The organism is Sediminibacillus terrae, assembly GCF_009602435.1.
GTDB lineage: Bacteria > Bacillota > Bacilli > Bacillales > Amphibacillaceae > Sediminibacillus > Sediminibacillus terrae.
Window position 1 is genome coordinate 81,432 of the sequence record NZ_VZDQ01000001.1, and the last position, 25,377, is coordinate 106,808.

The 25,377-nt window shown below is 45.1% G+C and carries 20 protein-coding genes, 2 tRNA genes and 1 other annotated feature; of the genes, 14 read left to right on the forward strand and 8 right to left on the reverse strand.

Features of this window, described 5'->3' with window-relative positions:
• Positions 1 to 105 precede the first annotated feature (105 nt).
• Together gyrA and F6X55_RS00375 are read left to right on the forward strand one after the other, a co-directional pair.
• Complete coding sequence (gene gyrA / locus F6X55_RS00370; protein WP_035426417.1) at positions 106 to 2,649, forward strand: DNA gyrase subunit A; 2,544 nt, start codon at positions 106 to 108, stop codon at positions 2,647 to 2,649.
• A 104-nt stretch (positions 2,650 to 2,753) separates the two neighbouring features.
• Entirely contained in the window at positions 2,754 to 3,839 is a 1,086-nt protein-coding gene (locus F6X55_RS00375) for an HD-GYP domain-containing protein (protein ID WP_153461477.1), read from the forward strand.
• A 44-nt stretch (positions 3,840 to 3,883) separates the two neighbouring features.
• Here F6X55_RS00375 and F6X55_RS00380 read toward each other — a convergent pair whose 3' ends face one another.
• Positions 3,884 to 4,840, reverse strand: coding sequence for a YaaC family protein (locus F6X55_RS00380; protein ID WP_153461480.1), 957 nt, complete (start codon positions 4,838 to 4,840; stop codon positions 3,884 to 3,886).
• A gap of 236 nt (positions 4,841 to 5,076) precedes the next feature.
• On the opposite strand from F6X55_RS00380, the gene guaB reads away from it, so the two are divergent.
• From guaB to proC, 11 genes are all read left to right on the forward strand, one after another.
• Positions 5,077 to 6,546 carry an IMP dehydrogenase gene (guaB, locus tag F6X55_RS00385; protein ID WP_026568930.1) on the forward strand — a complete coding sequence of 490 codons (1,470 nt, stop codon included), beginning with the start codon at positions 5,077 to 5,079 and terminating at the stop codon, positions 6,544 to 6,546.
• A 423-nt stretch (positions 6,547 to 6,969) separates the two neighbouring features.
• The gene (locus F6X55_RS00390) at positions 6,970 to 7,980 is read left to right on the forward strand and encodes a TAXI family TRAP transporter solute-binding subunit (RefSeq protein ID WP_026568931.1); all 1,011 of its coding nucleotides are present in this window, start codon (positions 6,970 to 6,972) and stop codon (positions 7,978 to 7,980) included.
• A gap of 156 nt (positions 7,981 to 8,136) precedes the next feature.
• Complete coding sequence (locus tag F6X55_RS00395; RefSeq protein WP_153461482.1) at positions 8,137 to 8,658, forward strand: DUF1850 domain-containing protein; 522 nt, start codon at positions 8,137 to 8,139, stop codon at positions 8,656 to 8,658.
• On the forward strand, positions 8,648 to 10,750 hold the full coding sequence (locus F6X55_RS00400; protein ID WP_153461484.1) for a TRAP transporter permease: 2,103 nt from the start codon (positions 8,648 to 8,650) through the stop codon (positions 10,748 to 10,750). Before F6X55_RS00395 ends, F6X55_RS00400 begins: the two co-directional genes overlap by 11 nt.
• A gap of 385 nt (positions 10,751 to 11,135) precedes the next feature.
• Entirely contained in the window at positions 11,136 to 11,819 is a 684-nt protein-coding gene (locus F6X55_RS00405; RefSeq protein WP_026568934.1) for a uracil-DNA glycosylase, read from the forward strand.
• A gap of 179 nt (positions 11,820 to 11,998) precedes the next feature.
• The gene (locus F6X55_RS00410) at positions 11,999 to 13,336 is read left to right on the forward strand and encodes a serine hydrolase (RefSeq protein ID WP_026568935.1); all 1,338 of its coding nucleotides are present in this window, start codon (positions 11,999 to 12,001) and stop codon (positions 13,334 to 13,336) included.
• Between the two features lie 108 nt (positions 13,337 to 13,444).
• Entirely contained in the window at positions 13,445 to 14,329 is an 885-nt protein-coding gene (pdxS, locus tag F6X55_RS00415) for a pyridoxal 5'-phosphate synthase lyase subunit PdxS (protein ID WP_026568936.1), read from the forward strand.
• A 128-nt stretch (positions 14,330 to 14,457) separates the two neighbouring features.
• A complete protein-coding gene (gene pdxT, locus F6X55_RS00420) occupies positions 14,458 to 15,048 on the forward strand; it encodes a pyridoxal 5'-phosphate synthase glutaminase subunit PdxT (RefSeq protein WP_026568937.1) in 591 nt (196 codons plus the stop codon).
• Between the two features lie 30 nt (positions 15,049 to 15,078).
• Positions 15,079 to 15,286: a binding site (T-box leader), on the forward strand.
• Positions 15,287 to 15,566: 280 nt separating this feature from the next.
• Positions 15,567 to 16,841 carry a serine--tRNA ligase gene (gene serS / locus F6X55_RS00425; protein ID WP_026568938.1) on the forward strand — a complete coding sequence of 425 codons (1,275 nt, stop codon included), beginning with the start codon at positions 15,567 to 15,569 and terminating at the stop codon, positions 16,839 to 16,841.
• A 117-nt stretch (positions 16,842 to 16,958) separates the two neighbouring features.
• Positions 16,959 to 17,051, forward strand: a tRNA-Ser gene (locus tag F6X55_RS00430).
• A 527-nt stretch (positions 17,052 to 17,578) separates the two neighbouring features.
• Positions 17,579 to 18,421, forward strand: a complete 843-nt coding sequence (gene proC, locus F6X55_RS00435; protein ID WP_153461485.1) for a pyrroline-5-carboxylate reductase — start codon at positions 17,579 to 17,581, stop codon at positions 18,419 to 18,421.
• 344 nt (positions 18,422 to 18,765) lie between these two features.
• Here proC and F6X55_RS00440 read toward each other — a convergent pair whose 3' ends face one another.
• The gene (locus tag F6X55_RS00440; protein ID WP_026568940.1) at positions 18,766 to 19,446 is read right to left on the reverse strand and encodes a deoxynucleoside kinase; all 681 of its coding nucleotides are present in this window, start codon (positions 19,444 to 19,446) and stop codon (positions 18,766 to 18,768) included.
• Positions 19,443 to 20,084 (reverse strand): deoxynucleoside kinase, encoded by a 642-nt coding sequence (locus F6X55_RS00445; protein WP_026568941.1) that lies wholly within the window; start codon positions 20,082 to 20,084, stop codon positions 19,443 to 19,445. Before F6X55_RS00445 ends, F6X55_RS00440 begins: the two co-directional genes overlap by 4 nt.
• A 216-nt stretch (positions 20,085 to 20,300) precedes the next feature.
• On the opposite strand from F6X55_RS00445, the gene F6X55_RS00450 reads away from it, so the two are divergent.
• Positions 20,301 to 20,373, forward strand: a tRNA-Arg gene (locus tag F6X55_RS00450).
• 47 nt (positions 20,374 to 20,420) lie between these two features.
• On the opposite strand, the gene F6X55_RS00455 is transcribed toward F6X55_RS00450, so the two are convergent.
• The 5 genes from F6X55_RS00455 to F6X55_RS00475 all read right to left on the reverse strand — a co-directional run bounded on the left by F6X55_RS00455 (position 20,421) and on the right by F6X55_RS00475 (position 25,260).
• Positions 20,421 to 20,582, reverse strand: a complete 162-nt coding sequence (locus F6X55_RS00455) for a hypothetical protein (RefSeq protein ID WP_153461486.1) — start codon at positions 20,580 to 20,582, stop codon at positions 20,421 to 20,423.
• A 1-nt stretch (position 20,583) separates the two neighbouring features.
• A complete protein-coding gene (locus F6X55_RS00460; protein WP_153461487.1) occupies positions 20,584 to 21,834 on the reverse strand; it encodes a Ger(x)C family spore germination protein in 1,251 nt (416 codons plus the stop codon).
• Positions 21,831 to 22,928 (reverse strand): GerAB/ArcD/ProY family transporter, encoded by a 1,098-nt coding sequence (locus F6X55_RS00465; protein ID WP_237648566.1) that lies wholly within the window; start codon positions 22,926 to 22,928, stop codon positions 21,831 to 21,833. Before F6X55_RS00465 ends, F6X55_RS00460 begins: the two co-directional genes overlap by 4 nt.
• Before the next feature lie 8 nt (positions 22,929 to 22,936).
• Positions 22,937 to 24,412, reverse strand: a complete 1,476-nt coding sequence (locus F6X55_RS00470; protein ID WP_153461488.1) for a spore germination protein — start codon at positions 24,410 to 24,412, stop codon at positions 22,937 to 22,939.
• Positions 24,413 to 24,726: 314 nt separating this feature from the next.
• Positions 24,727 to 25,260 carry a YceI family protein gene (locus F6X55_RS00475; RefSeq protein ID WP_026568945.1) on the reverse strand — a complete coding sequence of 178 codons (534 nt, stop codon included), beginning with the start codon at positions 25,258 to 25,260 and terminating at the stop codon, positions 24,727 to 24,729.
• Positions 25,261 to 25,377: the final 117 nt, after the last annotated feature.

Genomic DNA, 25,377 nt, shown 5'->3' on the forward strand with positions numbered 1-25,377 from the left:
TAGAGAAACAATTTGCAGAGACGGATTTGTATTGGAAAGCAGCAACGACTTTTTTGTCTTTCCATATCCAGTCTCTCTTCCTCATTTTGATTAGGAGGTAATCCCATGGTGGATCAACAACGTCCGCAAGTTCAAGAAGTAAATATTAGCCAGGAGATGAGAACCTCATTTTTGGATTATGCCATGAGTGTTATTGTCTCACGCGCCCTTCCCGATGTCCGGGACGGTTTGAAACCAGTACACAGACGTATTTTATATGCGATGAATGATTTAGGCATGCACTCCGACAAGGCTTATAAAAAGTCGGCGAGAATCGTCGGGGAAGTTATCGGTAAGTACCATCCGCATGGTGACTCTGCCGTGTACGAAGCAATGGTAAGAATGGCACAGGATTTCAGCTATCGTTACATGCTCGTAGACGGACACGGCAACTTCGGGTCTGTCGATGGAGACTCTGCAGCTGCCATGCGTTACACAGAAGCAAGGATGTCAAAGATATCGATGGAGTTACTGCGGGATATTAACAAGGATACCATCGACTACAACGACAACTATGATGGATCAGAAAGAGAGCCAGCTGTCTTTCCAGCCCGTTTCCCCAATTTATTGGTAAACGGTGCTTCAGGGATTGCGGTGGGAATGGCGACTAATATCCCTCCCCACCATTTGGGTGAAACAATCGATGCAGTCCTTGCTGTCAGCCAGGATCCCGACATCACAATCGAAGAACTGATGGAAAACCATATATATGGGCCTGATTTTCCGACAGCAGGCCAAATTTTAGGCCGAAGCGGAATCAGAAAAGCATTTGAAACGGGTAAAGGCTCGATCACCATCCGGGCAAAAGCGACAATTGAAGAACATGCAAACGGAAAGTCCGATATTATTGTGACGGAATTGCCATACCAGGTGAACAAAGCCAAACTGGTCGAAAAAATCGCCGATTTAGTACGGGACAAGCGGTTGGAAGGTATCACCGACCTGCGCGATGAATCCGACCGGACAGGTATGCGTGTTGTCATAGAGCTGCGCCGGGACGCCAATCCGAACGTCATTTTAAACAATCTTTATAAACAGACGGCGCTGCAGACTTCTTTCGGCATCAACATGCTGGCTTTGGTGGATGGCCATCCAAAGGTTCTGAATCTGAAACAAACCCTTCAGCATTACCTGGAACATCAAAAAGTGGTTATCAAGCGCCGGACTGCTTATGAGCTGAAAAAGGCTGAAGCAAGAGCGCACATTTTGGAAGGTTTGCGGGTCGCACTTGATCATCTTGATGAAGTAATTACCCTGATCCGCCAATCTAAAACCACCGATATCGCAAGAGAAGGTTTGATGAATCAGTTCGAACTTACCGAAAAGCAAGCGCAAGCTATTTTGGATATGAGACTCCAGCGTTTGACCGGGCTGGAAAGAGAAAAAATCGAAGAAGAATACCAGGAACTGGTCAAGCTCATCGAAGAGCTGCGGGCAATCCTCGCCGATGATGAGAAAGTGCTGGAAATCATCCGGGAAGAGCTCACAGAAATCAAAGAACGTTTCAGCGATGAAAGACGGACCGAGATTGTTATTGGCGGAACGGATTTCATCGAGGATGAGGATCTCATTCCAGAAGAGAACATCGTCATCACCTTGACGCATCAAGGCTATGTCAAACGCTTGCCATCTTCCACTTACCGTGCACAAAAACGCGGAGGACGAGGCATCCAGGGCATGGGGACAAATGATGATGATTTCGTCGAGCATTTAGTTTCCGCCTCCACCCATAGCCGTATTCTCTTTTTCACGAACAAAGGGAAGGTCTACCGTTCCAAGGGCTATGAAGTCCCTGAATTCGGACGTACTGCCAAAGGAATACCGATCATCAACCTTTTGGAAATCGAAAAAGATGAATGGGTCAATGCTGTCATAACGGTGGATGAATTCAAAGACGATCATTACTTGTTCTTTACGACAAAACAAGGAATATCGAAACGGACCCAGCTGTCCCAATTCGCCAATATCCGAAAAGGCGGTCTGATCGCACTAAACCTACGTGAGGACGACGAATTGATTTCAGTGCGACTGACAGATGGAACGAAGCACATTATGATCGGTACTCAAAATGGATATTTGATCCGTTTTCCAGAAGATCAAATCCGTTCGATGGGCCGTACTGCCTCCGGGGTAAAAGGGATCTCTTTAAGAGGTGACGACAAGGTGGTTTCGATGGAAATCATCGAAGATGGCCTGCATGTCATGAACGTCACCAGCAAGGGATATGGCAAACGTACCCCTGCAGCCGAATACCGGATAACCAACCGGGGAGGAAAGGGTATCTTCACCTCCAACCTTACGGATAAGACCGGCAAGGTGGTAGCTGTCAAAGCGGTGACAGGCGAGGAAGATATCATGATCATCACCGAAGCAGGTGTGTTGATCAGGATGCCTGTCGAAGGAATTTCGATTACTGGACGTAATACACAGGGGGTACGCCTGATCAGAGTGCAGGAGGGCGAAGAAGTGGCGACGGTTGCCCGGATTGAAACAGAAGAAGAAATCGAAGAAGAATTGCCGCCGGAAACCGTCAATGAAAACGAACAAGTGCCGGTAGAGCCCGGTGAAATCGAAGAAGCTTTGGATGAAGCAGAGGAAGAAGAAGAGTAAGACAGGATAAATATAGGCGGAAACGGGCTGACTGATACATACAGATCAGCCCGTTCTGCCAATCAATAGAGTTATATACATACGGATAAAGAGGTGGAGAAAAGGTGAAAGTACACCCGTCTCAGTTGATTCCAGGCTGTGTGGTTGTCAAAGATCTCATCGGAAAAACCGGACGCCCGATCATGCATGGAAAAACTGTTTTAACTGATGATTTGATTGATATTTTACATCGTTTTCTTGTTGAAGAAGTCGAAGTGTTTTCCCGCCTGGAGGATGGAAAACCATATGTTCCCGGCAGGAAAGTAGTCGAGAAGGAACCAACCAGGGAAACTTCCACTCCTTCTGATCTGCCTTTTACCGAATTTTACATGTGGACGGTCAAGCAATACAAGCAGATGTTCCTTGATTGGAAAAACGGAAAAAATATGCAAATAAACCAAGTAAGAAAGCTGATTGTTCCTCTTCTCGAAAGAGTCGATGAAATCGGTTTGAAGCTTTATAATTTGCATAAGCTTTCTACTGCGAAGGATTATTTTTTCCACCATGCTGTCATGGTGGCACTGCTTTCTGCCTTTTTGGCAAAAAAAAGCAACTACAAGCATGAATGGATTCAAATCGGCATTGCAGGTTTTCTCGCGGACTGCGGCATGGTGAAAATAGACGAACATATTCTTTTTAAAGCAGGTCCACTCAGTTCGGCTGAATATGAAGAAATCAAAAAACATCCAGTTTATTCTTACCGCTTTGTAGAACCGGTCTCTTCCGTCTCCCAAGGAACGAAGTTGGCCATTTTGCAGCATCACGAAAGGTTGGACGGCAGTGGCTACCCACTAGGGGTGGGAGGAGAAAAAATCCATCCATATGCCAGGCTGATCGCCATCAGTGATATTTACCATGCAATGACTGCTGAGCGTGCTTACCAAAAGCCACAGTCTCCGTTCAAGGTTATCGAGGAAATGGTGTATGAACAATTCGGTAAATTGGACCATCCTCTCGTGGAGAACTTTGTCAGCAGTTTGACGAACTTCGGAACGGGTACTAAGGTGGTTTTGTCCAATAAGCAAAAGGCAGAAATCGTGTTTATCGAATCACAGCATCCGACAAGGCCGATGGTACGGCTCCTATCCGGACAGCAGGTCATTTCCTTGAAAGATGACCGATCACTCTACATAGAAGAAATTTTATCCTGAATTTTGAAAGGTTTGAAAGGCTTTCCCGGCTTTTCGAGCCTTTTTTATTGTTGATCATATAAGTACCAGCCTAGCAAAAAAGGTACTTTATCGGCAGTGACTTGTAGAAAATGAACAATAAAAGGATGATCCTCATTTGGGAGAGTATGCAGTAAGTCCCCCCACCACTCCGTTTCATACCGACAAATCATGCTTAAGTTGTAAAGAAGTAAATAATGTGCCATGATTTCATGCCAATCCGTGAAGTGATCTCTGCCAGATGGAAAATAAATCGCCTCCTCTTCCAAATTGAAAAAAACCGGTCCTTGGGAATGTGGCGAAACGGGTCCTGGTAAGTCGACGACCAGGTGGTTTCCGGTCGCTTTTTTTTCGAGGAAAGGCGGAAAAAAGGCGGCCATTTTCGATAAAAAACTGGTTTCTGTCATATGGTACGTATCCAGACAAGAAAGAGGAAAGCGCAGCTGTCGCTTCTCATAATCGCCAATCTTCACAAGGGGGATGTTTCCATGATGATACCGGATCAGTCTGCTTACTTCCGGAATATGTGCGAACAGACGGTTCATGGCAATCTTTCCCGCCTTGAGAGGATCGATATGGAATAAAACCTGGGAAAAATAAGGGAACAATCCGTTATGTTGGATTTTCACCTCGTCGTTCCAAAAAGAATACTGTTGTTTTTTTCTTTTTCTCGTTGACACGCCATGGGCCAGCAAGGTGGTGTTTTCCGGATAGTCCGGTCTTTTGGTAAGCAGGCAGGCCTTTAATAGATGAACCATGCCGTAAAAAAGCAGGATCGGCTTCACCATAAGAGGGGCATTTCTGCTAGTCTCGTAAAAGGTCCGGCCGTGTTCCAAGTAATAAAGAAAACGATAGCAGTTCTGGTAGCTTTTCGCTTCTGCTTGTTCAAGTTGAATGGTTTGATAGCAACGTAGCAAATAGTTTTGAGATGTCTCTGCTGATTTCAGGTACGTAAGAAAGTCGTTCACTTCTTTTTTCCACATGAGTAAGACCCTTTCCGACTGCTTTTTAAAAGACTGATTATTTAAACTTTTTCATTTGAAATCCCTTCCTTTTCCGTATCTGCGCTGTTAAGATTTTCCGCCGCCGGATTTTGTTCATAAATGCTTGAAAAAGCAGAAGGGTTGTCGTATTGTAAATAACAATAAGTTTTTGCTGTACGCTTATGATAACCAAATTTTCATAAACAATAAGATGATATCAAAGGGAGGATCCAGCAATGAGGGAGGACAAGTTTGCCAAGGAAGGACTAACGTTCGACGATGTATTGTTAGTGCCTGCCAAATCCGAAGTACTGCCAAGAGACGTATCTTTGGATACCGTATTATCATCCAATATCGAGTTGAAGATGCCGTTGATAAGCGCAGGGATGGATACAGTAACGGAAGCGGCCATGGCTATTTCCATGGCACGACAAGGCGGTTTGGGAGTCATCCATAAAAATATGTCGATCGAGGAACAAGCTGAAAATGTGGATATGGTAAAACGTTCGGAAAGCGGCGTAATCACCAATCCTTTTTTCCTGCTTCCCGAGAACCAGGTGTTCGATGCTGAACACTTGATGGGCAAGTTCCGCATCTCCGGCGTTCCGATCGTCAACAACAAAGAGGAGCAAGTCCTTGTCGGTATCATCACGAACAGGGATCTTCGCTTCATCCAGGACTATTCCATCAAGATTTCAGAAGTAATGACGAGCGAGCATCTTGTAACAGCTCCTGTAGGTACGACCCTGACTGAAGCAGAAGAAATCTTGCAAAAGTACAAGATCGAGAAGCTGCCGCTTGTCGATGACCACGGTGTGCTGAAAGGATTGATCACCATCAAAGATATCGAAAAGGTGATCGAATTCCCTAATGCAGCCAAGGACAGCCAAGGCAGACTGCTGGTAGGAGCAGCTGTAGGCGTAACGGCAGACGCAATGACCAGGATAGCCAAGCTCGTCGAAGCGGGTGTCGATGTCCTTGTCATCGATACGGCGCACGGCCATTCAAAAGGTGTGATCGAGCAGGTGCGAAAGGTGAGGGAAAACTATCCGGGTATTGATATCATTGCTGGTAATGTAGCCACTCCTGATGCAACAAAAGAGCTGATTGATGCCGGGGCCAATATCATCAAAGTCGGTATCGGACCAGGTTCTATCTGTACGACTCGTGTCGTAGCCGGTGTCGGGGTTCCGCAAATCACCGCAATCAATGATTGTGCCGAGGAAGCCCATAAGCACGGGGTTCCGGTGATCGCAGATGGAGGAATCAAGTATTCAGGCGATATTGCCAAGGCAATGGCAGCCGGGGCACATGCAGTCATGATCGGCAGTCTGTTTGCCGGTGTCTCGGAAAGCCCGGGTGAAACGGAAATTTTCCAAGGCAGAAGGTATAAAGTTTACCGCGGCATGGGTTCTGTATCCGCCATGAAGTCCGGATCGAAGGATCGTTACTTCCAGGAGAGCGAGGAAACCAAAAAGTTGGTACCCGAAGGAATCGAGGGCCGGGTTGCTTATAAAGGACCGCTGGCCGATACGGTTCACCAGCTGCTCGGCGGATTGCGATCAGGCATGGGGTACTGTGGAGCCGGAAATCTAGAAGTGTTCCGGAACGAAGCCAGGTTCATCCGTATGACAGGTGCCGGTCTTCGGGAAAGCCACCCGCATGACGTGCAAATCACCAAAGAGTCTCCGAATTATTCCGTATAATATCAAAAAGAGGCTGTAAAAAGCATCGAGACCTAAACAAAAACCGAGCGAATTCGTTCGGTTTTTTTGATGAGCAAAAAACAAACTATTCGATGCTATGAAAAGTGCAACGCTCCACTCCGGCAAGGTACTTCGCTTTCCTCGGGCCCGGTAGTATCTTGCCGTAGCGGTTCAAAGCACACATCAAACAACAGGATATATCAAGAATACGCAACTAAAAAAGAATAGAAAAAAGTAAACCGTTCTTCCCTTCTCTTACTGTGTTCTATCCAGCTGAGATTTTTGCTTCCCTTACTTTATGGAATCGAAGGAGTAGGAAAGGAACCGAGAATAACTTCGAAGTTTGTCGAGGAAACAAATAACATTTGAATTTAAAATATCCTGTTTGCTATAATGAAGTATATTTTATAAGGGGGGAAGACTATGGAAAAGAAAAAATGGTTGCCTATATTGATTTTAACGTTTGCTTTATCCATGCTGTTGGCCGCGTGTGGCGGCGGAGAAGCCGATCCGGATTCCGGCGGCGATAGTGGAGAAGGAGACAGCGCCGACAGTGGCGAAACTCAATTTCTCAGCATTTTGACAGGTGGTACAGAAGGTACATACTACCCGCTTGGCGGTACTTTTGCCCAAATTATCAATGATAATCTTGATAATGCCGAGGCAAACGCACAATCAACGGGTGCTTCTGTCGAGAACATGAAGACAATGAGAGACGGAGATGCCGAGCTTGCCTTCACTCAAACCGACATTGCTGCTTACGCGGCAGAAGGTTCTGTCATGTTCGAGGGTGATCAGATTGATAATATCCAGGCAATTGGAACCCTTTATCCAGAAACGATTCAAATTGTCACCACAGCAGACTCCGGCATTGAAACCGTTGCCGACCTGGAAGGGAAAGTTGTTTCTGTAGGTGCTCCTGGTTCCGGAACGAATGCCAGTGCAACCGATATCTTGGAAGTTTACGGCCTTTCCATGGATGATATCGAAGCACGTGATTTAGACTTTGGTGATTCCACCTCAGGCATTCAGGACGGCACCATCGATGCTGCTTTCATCACTTCCGGTACTCCGACTGGAGCGGTCGAGAGCCTGGCTGCTACGACCGACGTCAACATCGTGCGTTTCGATGAGGAAAAAATCCAGGAATTGATCGATGCGCATCCTTATTATGCAGAGGACACAATCAAAGAAGGGACTTACAGTCTCGAAGAAGATGTGAAAACAGTTGCCGTCCAGGCCATGCTGGTGACCTCTGCCGATTTAAGCGAAGATCTTGTTTATAATGTTACCAAAGCCATTTTTGAAAACACCGATCAAATCAGCCATCCTAAAGGGGAATTTATTTCTGCGGAATCTGCACTTGACGGAGTAGGCATTGATTTGCATCCAGGTGCTAAAAAGTATTTTGATGAAAAAGGAATCGAACAGTAAAACAAGACGATGACGAGTAATGATGAGGATGTCCCGCTCCACAGGCCTGCTTTTTTCTGCAGCGGCCCCAGGCTTTCTGGAAGGCTTGCTGCCCAAGGGGAGAGAAAGCCGGCCTGCGTGGACTCCCTCATCTTTTTATGTTAGAAGGGATAATGTATGCTATTGAAAAAAAGATGGCTATTCACAGGTGGGATTTTCCTGCTTGCCGCAGCTGCCATATTATTGTTTTATCCTTATCGATACGTCCTGGCAATGCAAGATCCATTTACCGATGAAATATTAGCTTATTTCCCTATCAAAGACACCGACCATTTTCAAATAAAGTTTACCCACTCTGTCCATCTTTCCGATGTCATCGAAGAGTATGAAATCAACCATGAAATGATTTATCCCTATCAACTGGTATATGAAGACACTGCCATTGGCATGCCCTCGAATGCAGGCGAAGGGGAAACGTTCGAGATGAAGGATGGGAAATACTATATTTCCGATTTGCAGGGGTCTTTTTCGGAGATCAACCTTGCAGTCGGCCAGGTACGGGCAAATCATACCATCATCTATCAAAACCAAAGCTATTTACTTAAAGACTACGTAGGGGAAGGTACCTCCATTACCATAACCCCCACTCATGAAAGTAACTGGCATCTTTTAAAAGGGGTGAATATTCATGAGCGCTAATAATGAAACGCTTACAGAACAACAACAACAAGAATTGATGCAGCAATATGATCAGGAATCATCTTATCGGTTCCTGACTGGAACGATGGCCAAAGTGGTCTTTTTGGGTCTGTTGGCCTTTTCTTTATATCAAATCTTTGCCACTACTATTTATCCTCTACCTGCGCAAATGCATCGTTCCATCCATATCGGATTCGGCTTAGTGCTCATCTTCCTGTTATTCCCGGCAACAAAAAAAGGAAGAACAAGCGGAAAAGTCGCCTGGTATGATTACATCCTTGCTCTGCTTGGATTTGGAGTAGGGGCCTACTGGCCATTGATGTACGAGGAGATTGTAAGAAGAGCAGGCGATATCAACCAAATGGATATGATTGTCGGAGCGATCGCCGTGATCCTGGTTTTGGAAGCAACCCGGCGTTCTGTCGGTCTACCGATCACCATCATTGCGATAGCCTTTTTGGCTTATGCTTACTGGGGACGCCAAATGCCCGGGTTTCTTATCCACCGCGGTGTCAACGTAGATAATCTGGTTCAATCGATGTTTTTCACAACAGAAGGCATTCTCGGTACGCCGATTGCTGTTTCTTCTACGTTCATCTTCCTGTTCCTGTTATTTGGCTCTTTCTTGGTGAAAACGGGGGTCGGCCAATACTTCAACGATCTGGCCGTATCTCTTGCCGGGAAAAGAACCGGCGGGCCTGCTAAAGTGGCGATTTTTTCCAGTGCTTTGCAAGGTACCATCAGTGGAAGTTCGGTTGCCAATGTGGTGACCTCAGGTTCCTTCACCATTCCCATGATGAAGAGACTGGGCTACCGCCGTGAGTTTGCGGGGGGCGTAGAAGCGGCCGCTTCGACAGGCGGTCAGTTGATGCCGCCTATAATGGGTGCTGCGGCCTTCTTGATGATAGAGTTTATCGGAATTGATTACTGGACGATTGCAAAAGCGGCTGCCATCCCAGCCCTGCTTTATTTTACCGGTGTTTGGATCATGACTCATTTTGAAGCGAAGCGGACGGGATTGAAAGGCTTGTCTGATGAAGAAATCCCTGATCGCAAGGAAGTGTTGAAGAAGATCTACCTTCTGCTTCCTATCGTAGCGATTGTCTTTTTCTTAAGCAGCGGTTTAAGTGTCATGCGGGCAGCTATTTATGGAATTTTGACGACGATTTTGGTCGGCGTACTGCGCGAAGACCGTTTTCGTAAAATTTATCCGATCGTATTCGGATCAGTGTTCGTGTTATATCTGATATATGGCTTCATCACAGCCGGACCGTCTGTTGTCCAAAGTCTGATAGCAGCTGCTATCGCCACCATCATCGTGAGCTACTTCTTTGACGGTAATTTCAAAGAGTCAGTCGATGCATTGGTTGACGGGGCACGGACGGCATTGGCTGTAGTGGCAGCAACGGCTGCGGCCGGTATAATCGTCGGTGTCGTGACCAAGACAGGCTTAGGACTGAAGCTTGCCAACAGTCTTGTTTCGTTGGCAAATGAGCAAATTTTGCTGACCCTTTTCTTCACGATGGTGGCGGCAATCATTCTCGGGATGGGGTCGCCTACTACAGCCAACTATGTCATCACATCAACGATCGCTGCACCTGCGATTATTTTGTTAGGGATTGCAGATTTGCCTGCTCATCTGTTTGTGTTTTACTTCGGAATCGTAGCGGACATCACGCCACCCGTGGCGCTGGCAGCTTTTGCCGCGGCGGGGATTGCTTCAGGAGAACCGATACGGACAGGACTCAATGCAGCGAAAATTGCGATTGCTGCTTTCATCATTCCCTATATGTTTGTCTTGCAGCCGGAATTGTTGATGATCGATACAAACATCCTGGAGCTTATCTGGATTCTGTTTACTGCTGTGGCAGGAATGATTGCCATAGGAGCCGGATTGATCGGGTACTGGTATCGGAAAGTTTACTGGCCTGAACGATTGTTTGCTGTAGCAGGCGGGCTGACATTGATTTATCCGGGAACTTATTCCGATGTCATCGGTTTGTCGGTGTTCGGCATCCTGCTGGCATTACAATTTTTCATGAAACGCAACCAGTTAGGTGTACCGGAAACAAAAGCAAAAGCAAAAGCATAAATCAGAAAAACTGTCCCGCCACTTAAGCGGGGCAGTTTTTTTATCGATTGAGGGAAATATCGTCAAATGGGGCAGGGCTCACTTCTCAAGTGGCTGGAAATCAGATGGAATTAGAAAGAAGCCGGAGCAGTGAAAAGGAAAAAGAACGTGAAGAACGGACAAATAACCTTCACGGAATTCAAACAGAGGCAAAAGACTGCTAAAATATATCAATCTGCTAGTTCTTCCCGCTTGCTTGGCATGACTTTTTGCCAAGGGATGTGAACGGGACACTTGCTATCCTTTGTTACACTAAAATAGAATTTTCATAGAGAAAAGTTTGATCCACGTTTTTCAAAAAACATGGAGAGGTAATCGTATCAATAAAACATAGAGGAGGAGAAAAATGGCCAAACAAATACTGAAAAATGATTGGAATGAAAAACTACAGGAAGAGTTTGAACAGGATTATTACCTGGAGCTTCGAGAGTTTTTGAAACAGGAATATGACCAAACAACGGTATACCCTGCCATGGATCACATATACGAAGCACTCCAGTTGACTTCTTATGCGAATACAAAAGTAGTCATCCTCGGACAAGATCCTTATCATGGGCCGAACCAGGCACATGGATTGAGTTTTTCTGTGCAGCCGGGCGTCACGCCTCCCCCTTCCTTGAAAAATATCTTCAAAGAATTGAATGATGACATGGGCTGTCCCATTCCGGAGCATGGTCATTTGAAAAAGTGGGCAGAACAGGGCGTCCTTATGCTGAATACGGTATTGACGGTACGGAAAGGCCAGGCAGCTTCCCATCGTGGAAAAGGGTGGGAACATTTCACCAACAGGGTGATCGAAGTATTGAATGAGCGGGAAAGACCGGTCGTTTTCCTGTTATGGGGTCGTCATGCCCAAGAAAAACAAGCTCTTTTGGATACGGATAAACACCGGGTGATCACCTCTCCCCATCCGAGCCCGTTTTCCGCCAATAAAGGGTTTTTTGGAAGCAAACCGTTTTCTCGGGCCAATTCCTACTTGAAAGAATTGGGTGAAGCGCCAATAGACTGGTGTTTACCGGAGAAGGAGTAAAGACTATCTATCACTGTGCAGTAATCGATAGAGAAAAATGGGATAGTCAACCATGTTTATAGGTACATTTGAGCATCTGCCCCATGATTGCCAAAAGGCTTTGGAAAAGCAGTTTCGCTTTCCTTCCACCTGTGATAAAATGTGAAAGATGCATACTATTTTCGTGGAGGTAGAGAAAGTTGAAACATAATTTAAAAGCATCCTTTTTTCTATTAATGGCGGTGCTGCTCGCATGTACTTCGCTGATCGCCAAGCCTGGAAAGGCAAATGCCGCTGAGTCGCTTGATTTGAAAGCAGAGTCTGCGATTCTGGTAGATGCTGAAACGGGGAAGATTTTATATGCGAAACAGCCTGATATAAAATTACCTCCAGCTAGTATGACCAAAATGATGACAGAATATCTTGTATTGGAAGCCATCGACGAAGGTCAAATCAGCTGGGACACGACAACACAGATTAGTGATTACCCTTATGAAATTTCTGCAAGCAGTATATCTTCAGGGGTGGGTCTGACGCAGGATAAAGATTATACAGTGCGAGAGCTGTACGAAGCGATGGCAATCATTTCCGATAATGGAACGACCATTGCGCTCGCAGAGTTGATTGCCGGATCTGAAGGCGAATTCGTAAAAATGATGAATGAAAAAGCAGAGGAAATGGGCTTGCCGGATTATCAGTTCGTGAATGCTACCGGTCTTTCCAACTCCGACTTGGGTGAGAACCATCCGGAAGGTACGGAGCCAGATGCCAATGACTTGCTCTCGGCGGAGTCAACGGCCCTGCTCGCTTACCACTTAGTGAATGACTATCCGGAAGCATTGGATATATCGAGTAAAATGACAACGGAATTTGAAGGAAAGACGCTGGAAAACTTGAACTGGATGCTGCCTTGGGACAATGTCAACTTCAAACAGTTCGGTTTTGAAGGTGTCGATGGATTGAAAACAGGCTGGACAGATCTTGCCGGCTATTGTTTTACAGGTACAGCAGAACGTGACGGCAGAAGGCTTATCTCTGTTGTCATGAAAACAGAAAGCAAGGAAGCCCGTTTTGAAGAAACGGCAAAACTGCTTGATTACGGCTTCTCTAAATTTGAAAACAAAGAAGTATTCGCGGAAGGATATCAGAAGGAAGACCAAAAAAGCCTGCCCGTTACAAAAGGAAAGCAGGATGAGGTAGGAATCGCTTCTAGTGCAGCGATTCAAGCCCCTGTGAAAAATGGGGAAGAAGAGAGCTATGATGTCACCTTGAATGTAGATGAAGACAAGCTGAATGAGGATGGCGAACTGGTTGCTCCGCTTGAAAAAGGTGAAAAAGTAGGGACAATGGAGCTTACTTACAAAGGAGAAGCAGATTATGGTTATATCACCGGAGAAAAACAAGCACAAACCGTTGATGTAGTCACAACCGCTGCTGTTGAAAAAGCCAACTGGTTTTCCTTATCGATGAGTGCTGTCGGCAATTTCTTCAGTAATATTTTTTCTTCTGTATCAGATACTGTGAAGGGTTGGTTCTAATTCTTACCGGTACATTCTGGTTGGGGTTTTCGGGAAAATAAGGTAGAATATTGGATAACCAATGAAAGAAAATAACAAATGAGAGCTTATATATGGGAGGAATACTGAATGTCTAATTTGGGTACTGATCGGGTTAAACGTGGAATGGCAGAAATGCAAAAAGGCGGCGTCATCATGGATGTTGTCAACGCAGAGCAGGCAAAACTTGCGGAAGAAGCCGGTGCTGTAGCAGTTATGGCTTTGGAAAGAGTTCCATCCGACATCCGTGCAGCCGGTGGTGTTGCAAGAATGGCTGACCCTACAATAGTAGAAGAAGTGATGAATGCTGTTTCCATTCCGGTTATGGCAAAAGCAAGAATCGGCCATATCGTCGAAGCACGGGTACTGGAAGCAATGGGAGTAGACTACATCGATGAGAGCGAAGTATTGACTCCAGCAGATGAAGTATTCCACATCAACAAATCAGACTACACAGTTCCTTTCGTTTGTGGCTGCCGTGATTTGGGAGAAGCTACCCGCCGTATCGGGGAAGGTGCTTCCATGCTGCGTACCAAAGGAGAGCCTGGCACTGGCAACATAGTCGAAGCAGTTCGTCATATGCGTGAAGTTCAATCCCAAATTCGTAAACTGATCGGCATGTCGGACGATGAGGTCATGACTTTTGCAAAAGAGCTCGGTGCTCCATACAATGTCCTGCTTGAAATCAAAGAAAAGGGCCGTTTGCCGGTCGTGAACTTTGCAGCCGGCGGTGTCGCCACTCCAGCCGATGCAGCATTGATGATGCAATTGGGAGCGGATGGCGTGTTTGTCGGGTCCGGTATTTTCAAGTCAGATAATCCAGAAAAATATGCCCGTGCCATTGTAGAAGCTACAACACATTACCAGGATTACGAAATGATCGGGAAGATTTCCAAAGGTCTTGGAACTGCCATGAAAGGTATCGAAATTGGAACGCTTGCTCCGGAAAACCGCATGCAGGAGCGCGGCTGGTAAGCCGCAAAATCAAATGTTATGGAGGAGATAGACTGCCGATAGGTGCTTCTACTCCTTTATATTGCCTAAAGGCATGTCAGCAGGCACGGTAACAATAGATAATCAGCCTCTAAAAGGAGAAATGCAGCATGATAAAAATAGGGGTATTAGGCCTTCAAGGTGCAGTAAGGGAACATATTGATTCCATTCAAGCATCTGGAGCCGAAGGCATCATTATCAAGAAAAAAGAACAGCTGGAAGAAATCGATGGCTTGGTTCTACCGGGCGGCGAGAGTACGACAATGCGCCGTCTCATTGATAAATATGACTTTTTTGACGCTTTAGTCGCCTTTGGAAAACAAGGCAAGCCCATTTTTGGCACGTGTGCTGGACTGATTTTATTAGCCGGGGAAGTTGTCGGCCAGGAAAAAGCCCATTTACAGTTGATGGATATGAAGGTAGAACGAAATGCTTTCGGACGCCAGAAGGAAAGCTTCGAGGCTGAACTCCCGATTAAAGGGGTAGCAGAGGATTTCAATGCCGTCTTCATCCGTGCGCCGTTCATCCGTGAAGTGGGGGAAGATGTCGAAGTGCTGGCTGTCTATAACGAGGCCATTGTGGCTGCGAGACAGGGACATTTCCTTTGCAGTGCTTTCCATCCAGAACTGACCGATGACCATCGCATGGCGGCTTATTTTGTCACCATGGTGGAAGAATCGATGAAAGAACTTGCATCTTAACGAGTTTTTCGCTATTCTAAACTATAATATTGCAATGTAATGACAGGAAATAGTAACAAGATGTCCTTTCTTCAGAGAGCCGGTGGCTGGTGAAAACCGGTGTGGGTCCTTGTGAATCCATCCTTGAACAGGTATGCCGCAATGCATACCCGGTAAACGCCGTTATCGTAAGTGAGCCGGAAGAAATGTATGTTTCTTCAATAAGGGTGGTATCGCGGGATCAACTCCCGTCCCTGTAATAAAGCAGGGACGGGAGTTTTTTAATGTTCCGGTTTTTAAAATCATGAACCATTTAACACCTTGTTAAGTGAATGTATGCTAATCGAACGCTGCGTAAACACCCTGCGCTTTCCGCGGGCGGCTGGTGAGCTTCCTCGAGCTAATGCTCTGCGGGATCTCACATTAGGCCTTTCCTCCCGCAGGACCAGGAAGGCTGTGGCAGCGATGCATCTTTGCACAAAAACACAAATCTTTTAACAACACCCATAGCAAATGACTATATGAAGGAGGATTAACTTATGTTGGACATGAAATACTTACGAAACAATTTTGCAGAGGTAAAGGATAAACTGAAACACCGGGGAGAGGATTTATCGGAGTTAGATAAATTCGGTGACCTGGATGCCAGGAGAAGAGAACTGATCGCTGGCACAGAAGAACTGAAAGCAAAGCGGAATGATGTATCGAAGCAAATTGCCGAGCTGAAAAAACAAAAGCAGGATGCAGATCCCTACATCAAAGAAATGCGGGAAGTGGGCGACAAGATCAAAGCCTACGATACAGAACTGAAAGAAGTCGAGGAAAAATTACAATCCTTGTTGCTGTCGATTCCGAACATCCCGCATGAAAGCGTCCCTGTCGGCGAAGATGAAGAAGACAATGTCGAAGACAGAAAGTGGGGCGAGGTACCTTCCTTTGCATTTGACGCAAAGGCGCACTGGGATATTGCCACCGACTTGGACATCCTTGATTTCGAACGGGCGGCAAAGGTGACGGGAAGCCGCTTTGTATTCTATAAAGGCCTCGGTGCCCGTCTAGAACGTGCGTTGATTAACTTCATGATGGATTTGCATGCAGAAGAGCATGGCTACGAGGAAATGCTTCCTCCATACATGGCCAACCGTACCAGCATGACAGGAACTGGTCAGCTGCCGAAATTCGAAGAAGATGCTTTTAAAGTTGCTGATACCGACTACTTCTTAATCCCGACAGCGGAAGTGCCGGTAACGAATTACCATCGGGACGATATTTTGTCGATGGAAGACTTGCCAAGGAAATATGTAGCTTACAGTGCGTCTTTCCGTTCTGAAGCCGGATCTGCCGGAAGGGATACAAGAGGGCTGATCCGTCAACACCAGTTCAACAAGGTGGAATTGGTACAGTTCGTAAAACCGGAAGATTCTTATCAAATACTGGAAGAACTGACGGGAAATGCTGAAAAAGTGCTGCAGCTGTTGAAGCTTCCATACCGGGTGATGAGCATGTGTACAGGTGACCTCGGTTTTACTGCTGCCAAAAAGTATGACATCGAAGTATGGCTGCCTAGTTATGACGATTACAAAGAAATTTCGTCTTGTTCTAATTTTGAGGACTTTCAAGCAAGAAGAGCCGGCATCCGTTTCAGGAGAGAGGAAAAAGCAAAACCGGAATTCGTCCATACGTTGAACGGATCTGGTCTTGCAATCGGCAGAACCGTTTCGGCCATCCTGGAAAATTACCAGCAGGAAGATGGGACGGTAGTGATTCCGGAAGTATTGCGGCCTTATATGGGCGGAAAAGAAGTAATCCAGTAAGCAAACAATAAGATGCCGGGAAACCGATGGTCAGAAAGGTTTCCCGGCTATAAGCAAAATTCTGTTTTGATGGTTGACATCAATTTAGTCAGATGGTATATTAATTGATGTCGACACGGAGGATTACCCAAGTCTGGCTGAAGGGAGCGGTCTTGAAAACCGCCAGGGGCTTCATCGCCCGCGGGGGTTCGAATCCCTCATCCTCCTCCATAATTACACGCAAACAAATTGGAGATTATACAGAAAAAGTCGTTACAACATGTAGCGACTTTTTTATTTTGACCATTTAACAGCAGCGTCGATTGGCATTTTTTTCGGTATGGGTTTGCTCTCTTCTGGGAAGAATACCATTCAGAACAGACCGACTTCTCGGCAATCCAAATTTTTGGTTGTAATATACCTTGACAGAAAACGTTTTTCCAATCATAATACATAAAAATAAACCATTGCGAAGAACAGGCCAGTAAATAGTGACAGGCGTCAGAGATTGGAATCCACCGGCTGAAAGATTCCATCGCTAAGGCATTATTGAAACCTACCTGGGAGCAGTCAGGCTAGAAAACTGACCGTAGCCGGCGTTAACGGTCCGAGCGGGCATTCTGTTTCACATGGAACAATGCCAACCAAGGTGGTACCGCGGATGACAACCCTCATTCCGTCCTTATGATACAGAGGACGGGGCGGGGGTTTTATTATTGGTTAAAATAAAATGGCATTTACTCAAGGAGGAGATAGGCATGTTCAATAAAATTGCGTTCATCGGGGCAGGTTCGATGGCCGAGGCAATCATGACCGGTATATTGGCCAAAGGATTTTTACAAGCGGATCAAATCTGGGTGACCAATAAAGAAAACAAGGAGCGTTTGGAACGGCTGAAAAACATCTACCATGTCCGTTGTTCCAATGATAAGCAGGAGGTTGTCCAGGGAGCGGATGTCATCATTCTGTCTATGAAACCGAAGGATATCACGGAAGCGCTGGAAGGCATCAAAAAATATGTGACGGATGAACAGATAGTGGTATCTGTGCTGGCAGGTGTTTCGACGGGTTACATCGCGGAACAGTTGGAAAAGAATTGTCCGGTAGTGCGGGCGATGCCGAATACGTCTGCCACCATCGGCTATTCCGCAACAGCTATAGCAGGAGGAGAGCAGGCCGGACCGGAGCACATTCGTTTGGTGAAAACCTTGTTTCAAACAATCGGCACAACGACCGTTGTCGAGGAGGAAGACGATCTCCATACGATAACGGGATTATCCGGAAGCGGCCCGGCATATATTTATTATTTTGTCGAGGCGATGGAGGATGCAGCCGCTGAAGCGGGACTGAAGCCTGAAATTGCCAAGGAATTGATTATCCAGACGCTTGTCGGTGCTGCAGAAATGCTGAAGAATTCAGATGAACAGCCGTCCGCGCTGCGCGAAAAAATCACCAGTCCTGGTGGAACGACACAAGCCGGGCTGGAGACATTGGAAAAGTATAAATATCAAGAAGCATTGATGGCTTGTATCAAACAGGCGGCAGCCCGTTCAATCGAGCTGGGGAGCCCGTATCAGGCAAAAAATGATGCGAATAAATGAAAGTAAAGGGGCTTGCCTTAAAAGAATATAAAATAAAAAGGAGCATGGGACAAAAGTATCGTGACCAAAATGACGAACGACCCATCACTCGTTCGGTTTTTATGATGAGCAAAAAGCAAAACATTCGATGCTATGAAAAGTGCAACGTTCCACTCCGGCAAGGTACTTCGCTTTCCGCGGGGACGGTAGTAGCTTGCCGTAGCGATCGAGCACGCATCAAACACCTGGATAACAAGAATGCTATCTAAGGAAAACAAAAATTAAAAACCGAACGGATTTGATTTATATATCAAATCCGTTCGGTTATTTGCGGGCATGATTTGGTCCCGGCTACTTTCTTCCATTTAGGTTAATTGCCCTGACTTCCACTTGCGGGACTGCTGGATGAAGTGGCCGATTTTCTCCAGCACAGGTTCGATCGAGCTTTCATCATTCATCAAGTCGTAATCCGCAATGTTGATCCTCAGAATCGGACAGGAATTGAAGTTGTTGATCCAATTTTCATAGCGCTTGAACATTTCTTCCCAATAAGCGATTGGAGTTTGCTGTTCCATCGGGCGACCGCGCTCTTTGATTCTTCCAAGTATGTCATCGAAGGACCCCTCTAGATAGATCAGTAAATCAGGATGCGGGAAGTAAGGCGTCATGACCATCGCGTCAAACAAACTTTTATAGGTCTCATAGTCAACCTGCGACATGGTACCTTTATCATAATGCATCTTTGCAAAAATACCGGTATCTTCATAAATGGAACGGTCTTGGATGAAGCCGCCTCCGTATTCAAATATCCGTTTCTGTTCCTTGAAGCGTTCGGCCAGAAAATAGATTTGTAAATGGAAGCTCCAGCGCTCAAAATCGGCATAAAACTTATCCAGGTATGGGTTGGTATCCACTTTTTCCAAAGACGTCCGGAAATTCAGGGCGTCCGCCAAAGCGTTGGTCATCGTCGATTTTCCCACTCCAACCGTCCCGGCTATCGTAATGACACTGTCATTCGGAATGTTATAACGTTCTCTTAAGTTCATTTGACTACTTCCCCTTTTCTCAAGTGCTCTTCAACTGTATGGATAATCCGGTCCAGATCATCCTGGTATTTTACAAAATCGAGATGGTCCCCATTCAATCGGATGACCGGGATGGACGGATTCATTTTTTCAAACTGATCCATGAAGTCATTGTAATCCTGTGAAAGCTGCTCCAGGTATGCCGGTTGAATATTCTGCTCTACTTCCCGTCCGCGCATTCTTATCCGCTCCAACAAGGTGTCCAGGCTGGCGTCCAGGTAAACCATCATATTTGGCTGCGGCATATCCGCCGTCAAGATATCATAAATTTTCGCATACTTATCAAATTGCTTCTCTTTCAACGTCCGCTTGGCAAAAATCATATTCTTGGAAATATGATAATCAGCGATCACGGGCTTATCCTGGTTTAAGTATTTGGTTTCAATATCCTCCAGTTGTTTGTACCGATTGCATAAGAAAAACATTTCTGTCTGGAAGCTCCATTCTTCTATGTCATCATAAAATTTACCCAGGAATGGATTTTCTTCCACTATTTCTTTCAACAAATGCAACTCGAAATGCGCAGCAAGTTTTTTAGCAAGCGATGTTTTGCCCACCCCGATGGGTCCTTCTACCGCAATAAAAGGAAGTTGTCCCATTTCTCCTCCTCCAATCATCAAGCAAGATGCTCATCTATATTCAGTATAAAAAAGTACACTTTTCATTATCATTCGACAGACAGATACCATTTTATCATATCAGCCACAGTCTGGAATAGTCTTCAGTAAAATTGTCATGTTTTTCCCTTTTCAAGTGGAGAAGTATTTTGTATAATAAGTAGTGCTTTCCTTTTTGGAGAAGCAAATTGAACTTCTGGCTCCATAGCTCAGGGGATAGAGCAATGGTTTCCTAAACCATGTGTCGCAGGTTCGAATCCTGCTGGGGCCATCATACAAAAAAGACAAAGGAGTATTTCCTTTGTCTTTTTATATCTCTTACTGAAAAAGCAGGCTGAAAGGCGCTGCCAGACATAAAATGCTGAAGACGACCAGTGCGATGCCGCCAGGTTTGTTGTCTTCTTTAAAGGTCCGTTTTGCGTAAGAAGCAATGTAGCCGGAAATGAAGATCCCCAGCCCAATAATAATGACATTTTCCATATCAATCCCTCACTGCATCCAAATCGGAATCATTTAGCATTTTCCCGAACTCTATCTGGGTAAGCTGGAAGTCGAGTTTGACGTCGGCATTAGGAAAAATATCGTGATTCCAATCTGCTTTTTCGTATTCTTTGATGGTCCGAAAGTATTTTCGGACGTAGATCGACCAATAAAAAGGATCGCTGCGATACTCTTGCTGAGCTTTTTTGACCAATTGTTCGGCTCGCTTGTTGATGTCATCGGTAATGGTTTTACGCAGGATTTTTTGGTTTTCACTATTCTCTGCGTAATCCACCAGACTGGGAATGGCCAGTATCTCTAGGGAAAAAGGTACCGTAACGGTGATTTTAGACGGCTGGTTTTTTTTATAATCGATATCGACCTTGGTTTTTTCTTTTTTGATGAAGCTGGCTGCAATCCGGTAACCTTTTTTTATAGGGTCCGGATAGGTTGCCAATAAATCATCCATATCGATGGTATTATCGAAAATCAAACACAGCCTTGTCTCTTGTCCTGTGAGTACGTCGATCATCTTCCCTTCTTTGAACACGGCTGAACCCATGAATTGCGTGGCATTGCTCCCGATTTGCGGGATTTGGCCGGCGATGTATTGATCTTCATACCCCTGACTCTTTTCTTCGATTTTTTCCGTAGTGGCATAAATTGCCAGGAACAGGTCTGCGTCTCCTTCAGTAATTTGAAAAAAACGATGGACGTCCGCGTCTGGAATGATGCCTGTTTCGGTCGCGCGGTTAAGCATGAATTGATAATATTTGTGGGGGCGCGTTTCCAATGTCGGCTTGTTGTTGTTTAAAAAGTCACTGGCATCTTCCCTGGAAACGACAATCTGAACACCGCGACGCAACTGGGTGGTCCGGGATGCAGATTGAACGACTCGGAGAAAATCACCAGATCGGGCCAATTCCTCGGAAATTACCAACACCTTGGTATGATCAAGCACAATTTCTTTGGTGACAATCGAGTTGGCGGTATTGGTGGCGGTAATAAAATCCGATCCCTCCACGGTGATGGTTTGTTGGGGGTCTTCATCACTTCCCCCGCTGCTGATGGAAGAGCCCACTTCGGGATTTGCTATTTGAAATGTGATTTTAAACAAGCCTTTCTCGTCATTGTCTGCTTTATCAATCCCGATACCGATGACATAGGACTGTTCCTCCAATTCAATACGATCATAGCATCCGCTCAGCAGGAACAGAAGACCGACAGCCAAGAAAAAAAATACTGGTCTCATTTTTTAAATTCCCCCCGTAATTTCGCGGTAGTCCATAGAAGAAACGGCAAAATCAAAAAGAATGGTGTAATCATATCGAGATAGTTTTCCCGGAAGAGCAATTCATTTTGAATGGCGTTTTTCGGCATCAGCCCCAAAATCACGACGAAATATCCAAAAGGTAATAGCAATGGCTCAAACTCCTTGATATTGAATACTGCGCCGAAAATCCATGCAGTGAAGTACAAGTACAGGATAAAACGGATAAAAGCCGCCAAAAGCCAGAAAATCATAAAGAAGGTTTCAATGTTGGTAAAAAAACTGCCGATATTCACATACTGTGTAATTTCATGGAAAGGGAACGCCACTTTCTCAATAGAGTTATAATCGAACATGGTGCAGTACAGTAAAAAAAAGAAAGTGATTTCCACTATCACGATCAAAGCGCCGAAGAGGGCGCCTTTGTGAAACATGCTGGTTTTGCGAAGGGATGTGTAAGCCATTGTCAAAATGATCAGCTGGGAAAAAATCGATGATTTTTTCATCCCTTCCATCACGATTTGACCTAGACCTGTACCCCAAATGGGGAAAACACGCTGCCAGACCACTTCTTCCAAAATAAGAATCACCAGGAGAATGAAAGTGATTTTTATATAGGGGAATAGAACCCAAGCGGTGGAGCCTATCGTTTCGAACCCCTTCTTTGCACCAAAAAAACATACACCCATGAAGATGATAAAAACAAGACTGGTAGTCGCTTCTGGAAAATATAATAGCTTGATTTCTTCCACGTAATTCCGTGTATCGATGGTCATGGAAAAAAAAGTGATCAAGAACAGGGCCAATCCGACCAACTTCCCTGCTCTTTTTCCAAGGATATGCTCAATCAGTTCCACCAAGTTTTTATCCTTATATTTTTTTAACAAATGCATCAAGAGCAAATAGGACGGCAGAATGGTGAAAAACGCGATGGGGGCCATCAGCCAAAACGCGTTTTTACCATGCTGTGCAAGTAAGGAAGGGGTCGTGTCGCCGATTTTGACAGCTATCATCAATACGGTGATCGCAAATAGTTCTTTTGCTGTCAGTCTCTCTTTTCCTTGCAAAGTCGTCACCTACTTCCTTACTTTTTTTTCATGTCTTGTGGCTTGACGAACCCGGGGCGCAACATCTCTTTAATAGCTGTTTTACGGAATATCGTATCTCGGGCAGACGGATATCTCGGGCTTAAAGGTGCCAAGAAAGGTGTCCCGAATGATTTCAGTGACGCCAGATACATCAGCCATAACAGAAAGGCCCCCATAAGAGAGAACATTCCGAAGAAACTTGCGGCCATGATAAAGATAAAGCGGGTGATCCGGATGGTATAGTTTAAGCTGATATTGGCCATTGCAAAAGATGAAAGGCCCGACAAGGCGACAATGATGACAATGATCGGACTCACGATATTTGCTTCCACCGCTGCCTGTCCCAAAATCAAAGCACCGACAATCCCGATTGTCGGCCCCAAAGGATTCGGGATACGAAGGCCTGCTTCCCGGATTAACTCAAAAGAAATTTCCATCAGCAACACTTCAAAAACGCCTGGGAACGGAACACGTTCTCTGGCACTGGTAATGGCCAGCAATAAATCCGGCGGGATCATTTCACTATGATAATTGGTGATCGCTACATAGACAGCAGAGATGAACAATGTGATAATCAACGCCAGAAAGCGGATGATTCTGGAGAAATTCCCGAATAAAAATCGTAGGTACCGGTCTTCCGGTGTATGAAAAAAAGACCAAAACGTCACCGGGAGAATTAAACAGGCAGAAGAGTTATTCATCATTAACACGATAAAACCTTCTTCTAAAAAAGATGCAGCCCTGTCAGATCGTTCTGTGTACAAAAGGGTAGGAATGATGGAATAAGGGCGCTCTTCAATATGTTGTTCCAGTATTTCAATATTGCGGACATTATCAACCGAGATGGAATTCAGCCGCTCGCGGACATTTTTCAGTGTATCCTGATTGACTAAATCGCTGACATACATGACTGTCACTGCCTGTTTGGCCCGCTCGCCGATTTCTACTGTTTCCGCTATAAGCTGTTTGTCATGGATTTTTTTCCTGATCAATGAAAGATTGACACTGACCGATTCCGTAAAGGCTTCCTGAGGCCCCTTGACGACACTTTCATTCTCAGGCTTTTCCACTGCGCGATGTTGGAATTCGGCAACATCGACAGCATAGGCCCTGTCACTGTTTTCTTCGAAAATGACGGCTTTTCCGCTATTGATGTCACTTTCTACCTGGTCGAAATCATAGGATTCAGCTAAATCTTCAAGGATAATCACCGAACGTAGATTTTCCTTTTCCGACTCAAATAACGGTTTGATGATTCCATCGTAGATTTTCTGGCTATTGACAATGGATGCATAGAAAAAAATACTTACTTCCTTGTTAGTGTTGGATGTCACTTTGCGGTAGACAAAGTCAGAGTTAACACCATGGCTGAACAGCTTTTTAACTTCTTCCGTATTCTTTTTCAAGTCCTTATATAGAGGACGTTTCGATTCTTCTTTGGAGGAATTTCCCCGTTTAAAAAGACCGAACATGCTGCATGACTCCTTCCTTATCTATTTGCCTAGCTTCTGCAAAAACCTCCTATTTTATGTCCGTAAAATGGGATAAGGGAAATTAGAAGGGAAGAATTATGAAAGGTGGTAATCGGAATTTCCGGAAAAGAAAGGAAAACAAGGAACACAGTTTCGAACTTTTCTCAAGTATGACTTCCGAGCAAGAAAGATAAAAAAGGCAGGCAGGAGGGATTGAAGTTGATATGGAGAAAGTCGGAAGGGTCGGACTAGACAAAAAGAAACTCACCAGCACGATGCTGATGAGTTCTTTTGGTTGAAGAGATATCTTTTGTTTATGCTTGAGTAGTCGCTTCCAATTCGATGGAAACTTTGATTTCGTCGCCGATTAAAACGCCGCCGGTTTCAAGGGTTGCATTGTAAGTCAAACCATAGTTGCTGCGATTTATTTTTCCTTCACCGCTAAAACCATATACTTGGTTGCCCCATGGGTCTTTGCCGCTGCCTTCGAATTCCACTTTGAACGTTTCTTGACGAGTCGTACCGCGGATTGTCATATCGCCAGTGACTTCATATTCATCATCTCCGACTTTTTTCACGTCTGTAGACTTAAATGTAATCTTCGGATTGTTTTCGATATCGAAAAAGTCCCCTGACCGCAAGTGCGTGTCACGCTGTTCGTTGCGGGTGTCGACACTGTTTACATCAATGAAAAATTCGACATCGGCAGTAGTCAAGTCCTCTGGATCAGCAGCAATTGTTGCTTCAAAGTCATGAAAAGTACCTTTCACTTTTGATACCATCATATGTTTTACCGAAAAATCAATGCTTGTGTGGGTTGGATCCACATTAAAAGTTTGTTTTGCCATTTTCCTATTCCCTCCGTTTTTAAATTTAAAGCTTTTTGTTCGTTATTTTTAATGATTAACTTACTTTATGTAAGTAAGTATATATTAGTAAATCATAAACGTCAACCTATTTTATTT